The organism is Leptolyngbya sp. 7M (genome assembly GCF_018128485.1).
On record NZ_CP070897.1, the window covers coordinates 5,603,677 to 5,617,513 of the forward strand.

The 13,837-nt window shown below is 50.4% G+C and carries 16 protein-coding genes and 1 pseudogene; 8 read left to right on the forward strand and 9 right to left on the reverse strand.

The window, feature by feature from the left end; translation table 11 throughout:
• Positions 1-35 precede the first annotated feature (35 nt).
• The 5 genes from JVX88_RS29450 to grpE form a co-directional block, all read right to left on the reverse strand.
• Positions 36-317 carry a hypothetical protein gene (locus JVX88_RS29450; protein WP_211622048.1) on the reverse strand — a complete coding sequence of 94 codons (282 nt, stop codon included), beginning with the start codon at positions 315-317 and terminating at the stop codon, positions 36-38.
• The gene (locus tag JVX88_RS29455) at positions 290-1,738 is read right to left on the reverse strand and encodes a hypothetical protein (protein ID WP_211622049.1); all 1,449 of its coding nucleotides are present in this window, start codon (positions 1,736-1,738) and stop codon (positions 290-292) included. Before JVX88_RS29455 ends, JVX88_RS29450 begins: the two co-directional genes overlap by 28 nt.
• A 108-nt stretch (positions 1,739-1,846) precedes the next feature.
• Complete coding sequence (cas5d, locus tag JVX88_RS29460; protein WP_211622050.1) at positions 1,847-2,644, reverse strand: type I-D CRISPR-associated protein Cas5/Csc1; 798 nt, start codon at positions 2,642-2,644, stop codon at positions 1,847-1,849.
• Positions 2,641-3,333, reverse strand: a complete 693-nt coding sequence (gene cas7d, locus JVX88_RS29465) for a type I-D CRISPR-associated protein Cas7/Csc2 (protein WP_211628928.1) — start codon at positions 3,331-3,333, stop codon at positions 2,641-2,643. Before cas7d ends, cas5d begins: the two co-directional genes overlap by 4 nt.
• The gene (gene grpE, locus JVX88_RS43380; RefSeq protein WP_211622051.1) at positions 3,317-3,763 is read right to left on the reverse strand and encodes a nucleotide exchange factor GrpE; all 447 of its coding nucleotides are present in this window, start codon (positions 3,761-3,763) and stop codon (positions 3,317-3,319) included. Before grpE ends, cas7d begins: the two co-directional genes overlap by 17 nt.
• A gap of 301 nt (positions 3,764-4,064) precedes the next feature.
• Between grpE and JVX88_RS29475 the strand changes: the two genes are divergently transcribed.
• The 7 genes from JVX88_RS29475 to JVX88_RS29505 all read left to right on the forward strand — a co-directional run bounded on the left by JVX88_RS29475 (position 4,065) and on the right by JVX88_RS29505 (position 9,333).
• Entirely contained in the window at positions 4,065-4,820 is a 756-nt protein-coding gene (locus tag JVX88_RS29475; protein WP_211622052.1) for a glycosyltransferase, read from the forward strand.
• A complete protein-coding gene (gene cgtA, locus JVX88_RS29480) occupies positions 4,759-5,637 on the forward strand; it encodes an Obg family GTPase CgtA (RefSeq protein ID WP_225931764.1) in 879 nt (292 codons plus the stop codon). Before JVX88_RS29475 ends, cgtA begins: the two co-directional genes overlap by 62 nt.
• Positions 5,634-6,290 (forward strand): nicotinate-nucleotide adenylyltransferase, encoded by a 657-nt coding sequence (gene nadD, locus JVX88_RS29485; protein ID WP_211622053.1) that lies wholly within the window; start codon positions 5,634-5,636, stop codon positions 6,288-6,290. Before cgtA ends, nadD begins: the two co-directional genes overlap by 4 nt.
• Positions 6,291-6,314: 24 nt before the next feature.
• Positions 6,315-6,971: a DUF853 domain-containing protein gene (locus JVX88_RS29490; protein ID WP_263975646.1), complete on the forward strand. Its 657-nt coding sequence runs from the start codon at positions 6,315-6,317 to the stop codon at positions 6,969-6,971.
• Between the two features lie 62 nt (positions 6,972-7,033).
• Positions 7,034-7,876 (forward strand): tetratricopeptide repeat protein, encoded by an 843-nt coding sequence (locus JVX88_RS29495; protein ID WP_211622055.1) that lies wholly within the window; start codon positions 7,034-7,036, stop codon positions 7,874-7,876.
• A 250-nt stretch (positions 7,877-8,126) separates the two neighbouring features.
• Complete coding sequence (locus tag JVX88_RS29500; protein ID WP_225931214.1) at positions 8,127-8,450, forward strand: 2Fe-2S iron-sulfur cluster-binding protein; 324 nt, start codon at positions 8,127-8,129, stop codon at positions 8,448-8,450.
• Between the two features lie 52 nt (positions 8,451-8,502).
• Positions 8,503-9,333: a LysR substrate-binding domain-containing protein gene (locus tag JVX88_RS29505; RefSeq protein ID WP_211622056.1), complete on the forward strand. Its 831-nt coding sequence runs from the start codon at positions 8,503-8,505 to the stop codon at positions 9,331-9,333.
• Here JVX88_RS29505 and JVX88_RS29510 read toward each other — a convergent pair.
• Positions 9,329-10,129, reverse strand: a pseudogene (locus JVX88_RS29510) (thiamine pyrophosphate-binding protein); the annotation flags it as partial. The gene JVX88_RS29505 and the pseudogene JVX88_RS29510 sit on opposite strands and share 5 nt — an antisense overlap.
• Positions 10,130-10,512: 383 nt before the next feature.
• Between JVX88_RS29510 and JVX88_RS29515 the strand changes: the two are divergent.
• Positions 10,513-10,797 (forward strand): J domain-containing protein, encoded by a 285-nt coding sequence (locus tag JVX88_RS29515; protein WP_211622057.1) that lies wholly within the window; start codon positions 10,513-10,515, stop codon positions 10,795-10,797.
• On the opposite strand, the gene JVX88_RS29520 is transcribed toward JVX88_RS29515, so the two are convergent.
• From JVX88_RS29520 to JVX88_RS41240, 3 genes are all read right to left on the reverse strand, one after another.
• On the reverse strand, positions 10,737-11,408 hold the full coding sequence (locus tag JVX88_RS29520) for an ABC transporter ATP-binding protein (RefSeq protein ID WP_211622058.1): 672 nt from the start codon (positions 11,406-11,408) through the stop codon (positions 10,737-10,739). The two genes, JVX88_RS29515 and JVX88_RS29520, sit on opposite strands and share 61 nt — an antisense overlap.
• A 148-nt stretch (positions 11,409-11,556) precedes the next feature.
• The gene (locus JVX88_RS29525; protein WP_263975647.1) at positions 11,557-12,228 is read right to left on the reverse strand and encodes an ABC transporter substrate-binding protein; all 672 of its coding nucleotides are present in this window, start codon (positions 12,226-12,228) and stop codon (positions 11,557-11,559) included.
• Positions 12,152-13,681, reverse strand: coding sequence for a methyl-accepting chemotaxis protein (locus JVX88_RS41240; RefSeq protein WP_263975298.1), 1,530 nt, complete (start codon positions 13,679-13,681; stop codon positions 12,152-12,154). The genes JVX88_RS29525 and JVX88_RS41240 overlap by 77 nt, the downstream gene beginning before the upstream one ends.
• Positions 13,682-13,837: the final 156 nt, after the last annotated feature.

Consider the following 13,837-nt stretch of genomic DNA (forward strand, 5'->3'; position numbering starts at 1 on the left):
CATACCGCTATCGGAGATCTTGGGGATCAGAGGGATCAGGCACCGCCTTTGGGAAAATGATCAATCTGGGCGTAGCCACTAAACAGAAGCTGCTTGTCGTGGGTTTCCAAGCGATTTAAGCGCATGGTTACGCCATCCAGGTCGAAACGGTCCAGATCGACCATCTCATTCAGCACCTGCACAAAGGCCATGGTCAACGGTTCAGAAATGCCGCGCAGTGCTGTATCGGAAATGGCTTCAGCCTCGAATTGGGGATTGGCAAACACAATCCGTCGCCGCTTTTCGATTTCTAGGGTAGCCGCCAGGTGAATCGGCACATCGCTTCGGTTGGGTAGATCGGTTTTCCATTCTTGTCAATAAAATCAATCAACGCATCATAGCGGGGTGAATGTTCTTGGTCCACGTGCTCTAGTACGCCCCAACTGCCCCATTTGCTGGGCTTGGTAATATCTGTATAGTTCATGAACATACCGCCGCCGGTTTGTTTCCAGGCGTCTAGCACCGTGGTGTAGAGGTCATACATTTCCGGACGCCGATTCAGCTCGATGAAAAATTGGGTCAGCTTTTCGCTGTTAGAATTCACCAGATGTTGGCCGCCTTCATAAACGATCAACTGTAAGCCTCTCTGCTGAGCCACCTGTTGATGGTATTTGAACAGCTCAATCGTTGCCAAAACTCCGTCTGGTTGCGTCTCCTGCGGATTTTGCGAGTTCTTGAGGATGCCGCCCTGCTTGAGTTGAGTCAGGGCTTGGCTGACGCCGCCATCGCTTGTTTCTAGCCAAGATTCCACTGTTTTTTGGTGCTGATCTGAGGTGAGGCTGCCGTCAAAGTAGCCGGTGATGGCGTAGGCATCGATGTTGTGCTGATAGCAGGGTTTATTGCCTTCGGCTACCCAGAGCGAGCAGTCTAGGGCGCTATTTTCGAGTCCCAGCCATGCGGTCTGGGTGCCCATCACCGCAATCACCCGATCGCGCTGGTCGCCAAAGGTTTCCTTCCAGATGTCGGCCATTTGGGCAGTGCGCATCCCATACCACTGCATGAAGGCATCACCTTTATCCTCGCCCCATCGCGCTTTGCCCTGCTCCAGAGCATAGGTAGCCTGACTAAACATCCAGTTCCAAACTTCGTTGGAAAATTCAACATAGACCTTAAGGTTTGGATCGAGGCGTTCTTTGACCAGTTGGGCGAAATTCCGCATGTATTCATCGGTAGCTTGGTGCGGCATGTTGAACCAGGGATGAACCCGCAGCCGATTGGCCAACTCAATCATGATCTCAATCGGGGCACCTTCAGGGGAATAGGTAGCATCCTCTACCTGGGGACGATCCTTCCATTCGCGTTGCTTAGAGTTGGTGGTTACCATCCAATCCATGAAGCGAACCGCACCAAATTTCTTGATGCGTTCCAAAAACAGCGGATTGAAAATTTCATCCTTAAAAGTGGTTTCGTACTCGCTGGGAACAACGTGAATATTCCGAATATAGTTGCCAGTTTTGTTGGGATCGGTGGCAGTGATCACCAGTAAAATTCCCTGTGAAGAAGGTGTCACATCAATCACATCTCGTCCGAGTCTTGAGGCGGCTTCGTCTTTCCGGGCATCATATTTATATTCAATCGTGCCTTCGCCTTCATAGAGCACGACATATTTCCCACCCGGATAGCGATCAACTTCGTGCAGGAGCAGGGTGGCAACTTGGCCATACTCTGGTGGATCTTCAGGCTTGGGCAAGCTTTTCACCCAACCATGTTCATCAAGATCCAGTTTGTCGTATTCGTCTGTGTCCCAGCTATCACTACACGGGGTGTTGGACCGGCATTGCGTAATCCAGGTGCGACCGCAGTTGATCTAGCTGACGTTGACAGTGGAGCTAGCACCATAAAACATTCCTTTCGGTAAACAGATTCCTTCAATTTGCAATCCATCCAATTCACTGTCGTTATTGTTTCTCTCACCGGAAGGTCTACGAATTTGCCAATAGTCTCCGCTCAACTGAGCCTGACTAACCAGACTAACCGGCGGCATCACGATTCGGTTATAGAGTAACAAACGGTTGGAAGCGGGCAGATCCAAAGGGTTAAGTGGATGCTGGCAGATGTATTCTCCCGATTTTGATTGCATCCAGGTATCGGGTATTGCAGTCATCTCGACTCGAATTTTGGCAGACCATTTGCCCAGTCTGATCCACTGAGTTTTGGCAATCTGAATTTCTGATGCTGCCACAAGAAATGCCCGGTAATGACTTCCCACTGCCAACTCCTTGGCCCGACCATAGTTGATAGGGTAGTTGCGATTGGCTCCCTTATCTCCAAACTGTTTAGATTTTCCGTAATAGCTTACCTGTGCAGCTTTGAAGGTATTCACTTGATAAGACCAAGTCAGGGGTTGTGCCGGAAAGACATAGATGCCCACACGATTGAGAATTTGTAGACTCTGCTCATGTGTTTCTGGATCTTCCAGGTAACTGGGGCGTTGAGCCAGTGCACCTTTCAGTCGATAGGGTTTGGGAATATAGGTCGCTTCAAACAGAGCGTAACTCAGTGCCCAGTTGTGGAGATATTTTTCGGTTTCATAGAGAATCCCCATTTCACGAGTGGCAAAGAACACGTTATCGTGAAGGGTTAAGGAACAGTGATAGAGCGTCATGACTTCTTACCTTTCTTTTTACCGGCAATCGCACCATAGGTTTCTGCATAGCTTTGCGTCTGCTGGTAAAGCGTACCCAGGGTTTCTTGCAATTTTGCCTCATCCTGATAAATTGCACTAACCTCTGCCAATAGATTGTTCAGCTCGTCGCCAAAAATTTGCTGGCGTTGACGAACGGGTTCGTTGTTGAGTAAAGTTTCTGCCACTTGTTGGGCCTGACTGCAAATTACATCAATCGGAGCGTTCAAATCATCTTTCATCGTATCGTAGATTGCCTGAGTGAAATATAGATTGCTGAAGATTTCACCGTCACAAAACACAATTCCAATCAAGTGATTTTTAACCGTACCTGTTCGAGACTCCTGCGCTCCATAACGACGGGTTCGCAGCAAGTTGCCAAGCACGTAGAGAAACCCTTCATAAGTAGGGTCGCGCAAGGTTTCGACCGTTGGAAAGGTGACTTCCGGCAGAACGTGATCAAGTTCATTGATGGCACTTCGCATTTCACCCTTCTCACTCATCGTTCCGCCTTCAAAGGGTGCATTGAACGTAAAACTCTTGTGGGAAAGTTCATAGGAACTCAGGGAGAAAGCCGAATCCGAGTAGACTTTCGATCGCTCCGAGCCACTGTCGCCAATCGCAAATCCGTAGATGATGCAGTCAGGACATTTCTTACAGGACGCTTTGATAACTCTTGTGAATGTTCATCTCAGCGTCGGTTTGCGGCTTGATTTGAGAGCGAGCGCGTTCAAAGTTGTCTACCACCGGCAGCAATTCCTTTAGGGTGGTGCACTTGATCTGCTGTTCCTGCTCTTCCTTTTCCTTTTGAGTGCGTTTGCGGAAATTTTCAAAGTCTGCCGCAATCCGCATGTATTGATTGGTCCGGTCTTCCAGTTGGGCTTTGAGCGCTTCAATATCCTGCGTCAGAGCGCTTACCGTTGCTTGTAGGTCCACGGGTGTGTCGGCTGCGGTCTCTGCATCAGCAGGATTTTCGGGACTGAGGTCAAACGGTTCCCCATCCGGAGCCAGGGTAAATTCTTCGGATTCTCCATTTACGTCCACGGTGGCGTCAGTGACTTTTGCCTCCGGATCAGTTGGTAGATTGGTTTCAGCAGACATTGGCTCACTTTCCACTTTGCTCAACTTCAAAAATTCCAGCTCCTGCCACTTGCATAGGCGTTGGCTGGTTCCTTGCATTCATAACTCACTATTCTGCCCTAAGTTCAGGCTATTCCACTCAAAATCGCCAGCTTTGTCAATGGCACCTAGATGGCTGTGTGAAAGCTAACTATGGTAAAAAAGGTAGCGGCAAACTGATTCTGCCTGGACCTCGGGTACATGAATGGCGTATCAATGCCAATCACATAAACAACCTCGATTGTAGCTTTCCAAATCCGGTTAGTCAGGTAGGAAACAAATCATGCCAAGTACAGGAAACCGAACCTTCCTGAAGGTGCTATTTATCTCTACACCAGTGGGGCCAATCGGTTCGGGGCTGGGTGGCGGTGTTGAGCTAACCCTACGCAATATTGCTCAGGCAATGCAGCAGCGCGGGCATCAGGTGAGCGTTTTGGCTCCAAATGGCTCGGTGCTAGAAGGCATTGAGGTCATTTCGGTTTCAGGGGCGCTTCAGCCCACAGCCCAAACCCAGGAGCGGCAATCGCCAATTAGTTTTCCTGGTAATTCGGTGCTGGCAAACCTCTGGGACTGTGCTCGCCAGATCCAGTATCGCTACGATCTGCTGCTCAATTTTGCCTATGACTGGCTGCCGTTTTACTTGACTCCTTTTTTTGAGCGTCCGATTGCTCATTTAGTCAGTATGGGATCGCTCACCGATGCGATGGATCAGATAATTGCGCAAACCGTCGAGCGGTTTCCCGGCACCATCGGCGTTCATAGCCACGCCCAAGCAGCTACCTTCTCCTTCAGTGAGCGCTGTCGCTGTTTGAGCAATGGCCTGGATTTATCGTTGTACCAATTTAAGGCGGAAGCAGAAAACTGCTTAGGCTGGGTTGGCCGGATTGCGCCAGAAAAAGGCATTGAGGATGCGATTTTGGCTGCTCAGCAGGCTGGAGTTGGCCTAAAAATTTGGGGAGCTATGCCGGATCAGCGCTATTGGCAAACCGTTTGTCAGCGTTACCCAGAGGCTAACTTCAGCTACGAAGGGTTTCGGTGAAGGATCGAATCGGAGCGGCAAAGACGGCGAGTCGATCACCGTCCGTGTGCCGGTTGGAACCCAAGTATTCGACGCCACAACCTCTGAATTACTTTTTGATTTCACAAAAGCCGGTCAGCGATTTCTTGCAGCAAAAGGCGGAAAAGGTGGCTGGGGCAATGCCCATTTCGCAACGCCAACCAGACGCGCCCCTAAATTTCATTACACCGGCCGCCCGGGTGAGGAAAAAGAGCTTCAATTAGAATTGAAGCTGATCGCTGACGTAGGTCTCCTAGGATTCCCTAATGTTGGTAAATCAACTCTCATTAGTGTGATCTCGGCCGCAAAGCCTAAGATCGCCGATTATCCATTCACTACCCTTGAGCCGAATCTTGGTGTTGTTGATATAGGAGATTACAAGACTTTCGTGGTTGCGGACATTCCCGGGCTTATTGAAGGAGCATCGGAAGGAGCCGGCCTCGGCGATCGGTTCCTGCGGCATATTGAGCGGACAAAAATGCTCCTTCATCTTGTTGATGTCTCTTCATCCTCAGGGCGTGATCCAGAAAAAGATTACGATGTGATAGATCAAGAACTAGCTAATTACAGCAGCGACCTCGCCGATCGGCCACAGATCGTTGTCGCAACAAAGATCGATGCACTGGATGATGATGAAAGGCTTGAAAAACTAAAGCAAAGGGCTCAGAAAGATAGGAAGCCCTTTTTCGCTATTTCCTCAGTTACCAACACTGGCGTTAAAGAATTGGTATACGCGATCTCTAAACGCCTTGAGGAACTGACTGCAAAAGAGATGTTGACCGAAGAGGTCGCTAGATGAATAAGCGAGTTGCATATTTTGGAGGAACATTCGATCCTGTCCATAATGGCCATCTTGAAATAGCAAAGGCTCTCTTCGTCTTATTTGAGCTTGACCGATTTTACTTTTTGCCTGCGTTCCACGCCCCTCACAAACCTGACACAAAACCGACCTCGGAGTTCCACCGTTATGCTATGTTATGTCTGGCGACCCAAGACCAGGCAGGTATTGCTGTATCAACCTTGGAAATTGAGAAACAAGAAAAGCGATACACGATCGATACTTTAGCCGAGTTAAAAGATATTCACCCCAAGGACAAGGTTTTCTTTGTGATGGGGGCGGACTCATGGCGAGACATTAAAACATGGAAAGAATGGGAAAAGGTTTTACTCGCCTGTAACCACATCGTGGTTACGAGGCCCGGATATCCGATCAATATAGATCATGTTTCAGATCGGATCCGAGAGCGGATAATAGATCTAAGATCGAGCAAAATACACCCTTTCCCATCTTCGATCAAGAACAAGACAGCGATCTATATAACCGATGCTGTTGTTTATAACACCTCAGCAACCGAACTTCGTGAAGATCTTGCCGACGGAACTCTCGATCGCCGGAATGATATTCCCCTTGCAGTTGCAAAATACATAGAAAAATACGAACTTTATAAATGATGGAAGAACTCCAAGGTCGTAAGGCTGATACGCTCAAAGGGCGTGGGTGTTTATTTCGTAACGCAAAGCCCCGCGGATATTCCTGATAAGGTTCTTGCCCAGCTCGGCAATCGCGTTCAGCACGCACTTCGTGCTTACACGCCGAAAGAACAGGAAGCGGTCAAGGTCGCAGCAAAAAGCTTCCGGGAAAATCCGGGCCTGGATACTGTAAAGACCATTTCTGAACTCGGCGTGGGCGAGGTGCTTATATCGCTGCTGGATGAAAAAGGTGTGCCGACGATGGTCGATCGCGCGTTCGTCGTTCCGCCTGTGAGCCAGATCGGGCCGATCTCTCCAGAACAGCGTCAGCAGCTTATCGGGACATCGCTTGTGGCAGGTATCTATGACACGGCGGTTGACCGTGAATCTGCATTCGAGATATTGGCAAAGCGGGCCGAGGAAAAAGCGGCTGAAGCAGCCGAGGCCAAAGCACAGCTTGAAGCACAAAAAGAGGCAGAGCGCCAAGCAAGGGCCGAACGCTCGGCTGCAAGACAACCTGACTCCATCGTTCAATCTGTAATGAAAAGCGCTGCCCGCTCCGCTTCTACATCTATTGGCCGACAGATTGGCAACACGATCGTCCGCGGAGTCCTGGGCAGCATCTTCGGAGGCTCATCAAAGAAAAGGTCCAGTTGGTTTTAAGGGAACCGATCATAAAATCATTCGTAAATGAGATAGCGGACATATAGTGTCCAGCATTAGATATGCGCATAAATATTATTTTGGCGGCGTTCTTTGCCGCATTTCTTTTTGTTGCCGTTCCAGATGTTATCGGACAGAATGCCGTGGCACATTTTGAGCAAGGGAATGCAAATCTTGCTGCACGGCGATTTACTGAAGCCGTCGCAGACTATACACGAGCCATCCAAATAGATCCGGGATTTGTAAACGCTTACAACAATCGAGGAATTGCCTATAAGCGTCTGAACCAGTTTGATAAAGCGATAGAGGATCTAACAAAAGGGATCTCGCTTGATCCACGGGACCCTGACCTTTTCTCAAATCGAGCGAGCGTTTATGAGCTGCAAAAGAATTACGACCGCGCAGAGGCGGATTATACCGAGGCAATTCGCCTAGGGCCCAACGATTTAAAGCATTATTACCGCCGAGGCGATATGCGTCTTGCGCGAGAGATGTTTACCGGTGCGATAGCGGACTATTCCAAGGTGATCTCGATGGACCCCAGCCAGGCGGCCGCTTATCTAAATCGAGGCGTGGCTCTTATCAGATGGGGGAAAGTGATCGATGGTTTTGCTGATTATCGCCGTGCGATCGCCGCTTACACCAGCCTGATCGCTAAGGATCCACGTAATGTTGACGCCTATTTTAATCGTGGATTGACCTATGCAAACTTGGAGGAATACGCCGCAGCTATTGCTGATTTCTCGGCTGCAATAAAGTTGGATCAGAGTGCAGCAGCCATCTACTTTGAACGGGCAAACGCCTACGAGGCCACGATGCGCTTCATGCCGCCTGCCGCTACCGCCTTTGCCATTGCAATCCCGCTTTCAAGATCCGCCGCCCGAATCACCGCAATCGCCCGTTGAGACTGCACCAGCGGCAACCAGAACTGAACCATGACCACACCCTTGATTGAATGACGAGAACAGCCGGATTTGAATCTTGCCTGGAAAATTTCACAGCATACAGCAATCCTTGATCGGATCTGAACGGGGTGCAGGGGTGGAACCCCTGCGTGGGGGCGTTGCCCCCACACCCCCTGTTCACAATCAATTTGTGAATGCTGTAAGAATTGGTATTAGTAACGGTAGATGCTCATTGGCTTGGGGTGGGTTAATGATGAAAACGCACCAGATCGTGTTGGTGAATCGAGATGGCCTGAGGCTGGAAGTGGCCGAGCAGGAGTACATTCTGGAGGCCATTGAGCAAACCGGGCTAAAGCTACCCGTTGGCTGCCGGATTGGAGCTTGCATCACCTGTGCAGCTCGTTTGCTTCAGGGTGAGGTAGAACAACCGAGGGCAATTGCTCTCAAACCATCCCAAATTCAGCAAGGCTATGTGTTGCTTTGTGTCGCCTCACCCTTGAGCGATTGTCATCTAGAAGTTGGTATAGAGGCCCAGTGCCATCTGTATCCCAACCCGTTTCAAGCCCAAACTTAATCACCTGTAGGTAGCAAAGAGTTCTTTTAGCTACATTGATGTGTGGAGCAGAATGACGTTAGAGCAGTTGCGAATTTTTTTGGCGGTTGTAGAACATCTCCACTTTACTCGTGCGGCAGAAGAACTCTATATCACTCAGCCTGCGGTGAGTGCGGCAATTCAAAGCTTGGAAAAAGAATATAATCTGAAACTGTTCCATCGCGTTGGTAGACGAGTCGAAATTACTGATGCGGGTAAATTGCTGAAAACCGAGGTGCAAAAAATTCTCGATCAGGTGGAACTCACTAAACGGGGCTTGCAGGAACTCACAAGCTTACAGCGCGGCGAACTGCGAATTGGATCCAGCCTGACAATTGGCAACTACTGGCTGCCCGAACGCATCAGTGAATTTAAGCAGCAATACCCTGGTATTACGGTCAACTGCATTCTGGCCAATGCTGAGGAAATCTGTGAAGGAGCTGCATCGGGATTATTTGATCTGGGACTCGTGACCGGAGAAGTCAAACCAGATCTCCGCCATTGTCTGGAGCAGCAGGCAGTAGACAGCGACCGGCTGCAAATTATCGTCGGTAAGACCCATTCCTGGTATGAGCAGGGCGTAGTTCGATTAACCGACTTACTGCAAACGGCTTGGGTGATGCGGGAACCAGGGTCTGGAACGCAACAAATGTTCGAGCAAGCACTCCAGAACTGGGGAATCAATAGTGCTCAGCTGAATGTGGTGCTAGTTTTGAACACCAGTGAAATGATCAAGGCGGTGGTTGAAAATGGAGTAGGAGCCGCCGCCATTTCTGAGATGATGATCCAAAAAGAACTGCAGTTGGCAACATGCCAACCGAGAGGGGATGGTGCTCATCAAATACCCCTAACCCCATCAGCGTAGTGGTTACAGGAATATTGTACCGTTCAGCTAGCTCGTGAATTTCGGCATGAGCACCCGATGCGATTGCGCCGCCGCCAACGTAGAGCAAAGGACGCTGCGCCTCTCGAATCAGCTTCAGAGCCTGGATGATTTGGCGAGGGTTGCCCTTTACGGTGGGGCGATATCCGGGCAATTTAACACTGCCGGGTTCTACTGGAACATACTCAAACTCTTCCAGCCCCACATCCTTAGGAATATCGATCAGCACTGGGCCAGGGCGACCTGTAGAGGCAATGTGAAACGCTTCTGCTACAATCCGCGCCATATCGCGGGGATCACGCACAACATAGGAATGCTTCACAATCGGCAGGGTGATCCCGTAGATGTCGGTTTCTTGAAAGGCATCGCTGCCAATCGCGGCACGACCCACCTGCCCCGTGATCACCACGAGCGGAATCGAGTCCATTTGGGCAGTAGCGATCCCAGTCACCAAATTGGTGGCACCCGGACCGGATGTACCGAAGCAAACCCCGACCTTACCCGTGGCGCGAGCATAACCATCAGCAGCATGGGCAGCGCCTTGTTCATGCCGGACCAGAATATGCTGTAAGTGTCCGGCAGCTTCACTGCGGTAAAGTTCGTCATAGATCGGCAAAATAGCGCCGCCTGGGTAGCCAAAAATGTGCTTGACTCCGTGGCGTCTAAGGCTATCCATCAGAGCAAAGGCACCAGTGGCCCGCACAGGAACAGTAGCTTGGTGAGAAATCGCTTGAGTAATTGCGGAAATCTGGGGAGGCGCGGGGAGGACTTTACGCATATTTAATTCTGTATCTGCTGATGCACAAAGCTAGGAATAATGTCTTAGTCTAGTGCTGAAATGGTAAACCTGTCGAGGCTTTGATCGAAATCGCCACCTTATAACAAAGCGAGCTAAATCGACTGCAGCAACGATTCTATCAGTCTGCCTGCTAGAAAATGGTAGCTCTTAAAAAAGCACTATAAAGTCAGCGTTTTTTGACGAAATCTTGTACTCAAATCGCGGCTTGGACTGTTCGGTGTTTAAATTGCCAACTCTGCCACTCTTTCTAGGTTCCCTTTAGATTCCTCCAGATCGTCCTCAGCGAAACCGAAATTTTTCTGATTTCATGTGCATCCCACCCATCTGAGCTTGTAGCATGAATATAAATTGTGCCGACATCGATGAGTGATCTCGATAGCTACTATAAAGTTCTTGGCCTGGAACCTGGCGCGTCTCTCGAAGAGGTGAACCAGGCCTATCGCGATTTAGCGTTTGTTTGGCACCCGGATCGCCTGCCAAAGGACAATCCGCGCCTGCAAGAAATCGCCCATCAAAAATTGAAGGAACTGAACCAAGCCCGCGATCGGTTGCGTTCTCATCGGGCCAATCAGTCGTCCAAACCTACTCAAGGCAAGTCGCCTGCGGACCAGCCGATGTCGTGGGTAATCATCAGCACCGTCACCTGATGCTCGGTCCAGATCTTCAGCAGTTCCTCTTGCAGCTCTTCGCGGGTGATCGGATCTAGGGCACCAAAGGGTTCGTCCAGAATCAGCACCTGAGGCCGCAGAGCCAGCGCTCTAGCAATACAAACCCGTTGTTTCATGCCGCCAGAGAGTTGCTTGGGCTTTTTGTCGGCAGCTTCTGTTAAACCAACCAGGGCGAGGTGATCGCGAGCGATCGCTTCTTTTTCGGCCTTGGGTTTGTCGGGCCATACCGAGTCGATGCCCAGGTAGATATTCTCGAAGGCGGTGAACCAGGGCAACAGCGAATAGTTTTGAAACACCACCATGCGGTCGGGACCCGGCTTCACAATTGGCTCGGACTGGAGCCGCACCTGCCCTTCGGTGGGCTGCCGAAAACCAGACACCATATCTAGCAAAGTTGACTTACCACAGCCAGAGTGACCGATGATGCAAACAAACTCACCTTCGCGAACGCTGAGGTTGACACCATCTAGAACGACATGGGGACCATTGGGAGTGGGGTAAACTTTGGATACATTGTCGATGACCAAAAAAGCATCCTGGTCGAGAGGGGCGTCGTTCAGTTGAACGTTGATGTTAGATAGAGTCTGCATATGAGGTAGAAGGTCAGCGAAGAAGAATTTGTGGACTTAAGAAAAACAGTTGGGACGAATGCAATCAGAACTAATCGGAGCTAATCGGAGCCAATCAGACAGAAATCGAATAAACGAGAAAGGGATTCAGGACAGATGACGGTTTCGATCAGGCCGCAACCACAATCGCCGGATGATCGATGTCGATTTCCTCGATGCGGATTTCGCGCTTGATCCGGAGGCTGTTGAGGTAGCCAATTGGGTCATCTGGATCAAAGACGGTGCCGTCGAATAGGGCAAACGGTTCGCGGTTGGGTTCTAGATCGGGAAAGTCGAGTTGGCGAGCGGCTTCACCGTATACATCCATGCGGCGGACGCGATCGAGAATCTCGATCCAGTTGCGCGGGAAGGGAGTAATGCCCCAGCGAGCGAGCTGAGTGAGGATCCAGAGTCCTTCGGCGCGACTCGGACAGTTGGTGATATCGATGTGGAACTGGTTGAACCGGAGCAGTTGTTCTGGCGGTTTGCCGTCCCCGCGATCGTAGGGATCGAGGAAGCCAGCCCGAATGTACTCTAGCTCTGCACCCACGTACTCAGGCTTGGCAAGCAATTCGGCAATTTGGGGCCGATTACGGCGGTCGTCGCAGTATTCGCAGGCTTCTAGCAGCGCCTTAACCAGGGCCAAGTGGGTTTGGGGATACTGATTGGCCCAGTCTTCCCGCACACCCAGCACCTTTTCTGGGTGGCCGATCCACAGATCCAGGTCATGGGTAATTACAAATCCGATGTTTTCCTTGATCGCATGGGTGTTCCACGGCTCGCCTGCACAGAAACCATCGATGTTGCCGGCCTTGAGTGTGCGATTCTCCCAAGTGTTTGACCTTCTTAGCCGTCTCTGCCACTGTAGCCCGAATTGTTTGAATTCCATCTACAGTTCGGTTCATTGCTGCATCTCCAGCCTGTACGGTTTCGGCAGCCTGTTGTACCATGACCTCGGCTTGTTCTGCATTCATACCAACGGTCCGCACTACTTCAGCCATATCTTCAATGCGTTGTAGAGCCGCCGCCATTTCCACTGCTTGGCGTGAAGCTTCTACCGATAGTGCTTGGATGTAAGCAGCACTGCCAGTTGTGGTTTCTGTGACCTGAGCTGCTGCGTCCTGTACCTGCGTGACAATTTTGCGCAAGCTGGCAACGGTGGCGTTGTAGGAGTCGGCCAGGGTACCAATTTCATCGGGCGTAACCTTGGCGCGAATCGTCAGATCTCCTTTACTGATTGGGTCTACCTCTCGCAAAAGTTCTAGCGCGCGTCTTTGCAGCGTTTGCTTATCTTTCTCGGTGGCTGCCTGGGCCTGTTTCAATTCGAGGGTCCGCTCCTCAACCCGCTGTTCCAGCACCTTGTTGGTTTCTTCGAGCGCCTTGAACGAATCATCGAGTCGGGTTGTGACCTGCTGGAATGACTTTGTCACAATTTCCAATTCATCGGCATCCTGGATCTCCATTTGTTCAAAGCCGGCTGCCTCCTCCAATCCTAGCCGTTTTAGCCGTTGAGCGTCAGTTTCAGCCAAGCGGTCGCACTGGTCAAGCAGAGGCTGTAAGCGTTGATTGAGCCGACGAATAAACAGCAGCACCACCACTGCCAAAACGCCTCCTGCTCCCAAGGCACTCGCAAAAGTACTGGCAAGCACTGGATTGGTCACTACCGAGGTCGGAACTGCGGCCAGCATCACCCAGTTGGTGCCGTCAACTCGCTGAAAGGCCCAATAGTCGCCACCCATTTGCACAAAGCCTGTCTCCTCTGCACCGATTTTCTGCCAAATGGCATCGAGTTGCGGTATGTCTTTGTGGTTGACTAACTCGTTGGCTTTCTGTGGGTCTGGTGGATAGGCTAGGACGTTTCCTTGCTCGCTCAGGATGGCATAATACCCCTTATCATTCAGAACTGGATCTTGTACCTGTTCTCGAATCGCAGTGACGTTCACGTCTAGCGTCGCTAACCCCAGTAGATTGTTGCGGTCGTCCACGATTGGATGGGCATAAGTGGTAATTTTGATGCCATACCACTTATAAGGCTCGTACCACCGTGGTTGTTTCGTTTCGACTAACTGTTTGTAGTAATCCTGCTCTGGGTACCTGTCCTCCTGCCATAGTTCTGCATAGCGAACATTCTGGTAAGGAGAAGGCAACAATTGCCCGATTTGCCCTTCCACTTTCTGATCCAGATAAAAATAGGGATAGTACCATTGGCGGCTGGTGACAATTCGGTTAGGGGTTTGGCCGAAACCCAATCCCATTGTCAGCTCAGGCCGTTGCTTAAAGAAATCAAACGCCAGATCGCGATAGGCTCTCCATCCATTTCTTATGTTGGTTTTACGTTGAATAATTCACGGTCTCTAAAAACGGTTTCAAAATCAGGCTTATGGTTGGTTTCAGCAAACAAAACGAACCGC

Excerpts from the sequence above, each read along its gene's own strand:
- JVX88_RS29505 (WP_211622056.1), top strand. The coding sequence starts at position 8,503 with ATGACGTTAGAGCAGTTGCGAATTTTTTTGGCGGTTGTAGAACATCTC.
- JVX88_RS29495 (WP_211622055.1), top strand. The coding sequence starts at position 7,034 with ATGCGCATAAATATTATTTTGGCGGCGTTCTTTGCCGCATTTCTTTTT.
- JVX88_RS29500 (WP_225931214.1), top strand. The coding sequence starts at position 8,127 with ATGATGAAAACGCACCAGATCGTGTTGGTGAATCGAGATGGCCTGAGG.
- grpE (WP_211622051.1), bottom strand. The coding sequence starts at position 3,763 with ATGTCTGCTGAAACCAATCTACCAACTGATCCGGAGGCAAAAGTCACT.
- JVX88_RS41240 (WP_263975298.1), bottom strand. The coding sequence starts at position 13,681 with ATGGGATTGGGTTTCGGCCAAACCCCTAACCGAATTGTCACCAGCCGC.
- JVX88_RS29520 (WP_211622058.1), bottom strand. The coding sequence starts at position 11,408 with ATGCAGACTCTATCTAACATCAACGTTCAACTGAACGACGCCCCTCTC.
- JVX88_RS29515 (WP_211622057.1), top strand. The coding sequence starts at position 10,513 with ATGAGTGATCTCGATAGCTACTATAAAGTTCTTGGCCTGGAACCTGGC.
- JVX88_RS29475 (WP_211622052.1), top strand. The coding sequence starts at position 4,065 with ATGCCAAGTACAGGAAACCGAACCTTCCTGAAGGTGCTATTTATCTCT.
- nadD (WP_211622053.1), top strand. The coding sequence starts at position 5,634 with ATGAATAAGCGAGTTGCATATTTTGGAGGAACATTCGATCCTGTCCAT.
- cas5d (WP_211622050.1), bottom strand. The coding sequence starts at position 2,644 with ATGACGCTCTATCACTGTTCCTTAACCCTTCACGATAACGTGTTCTTT.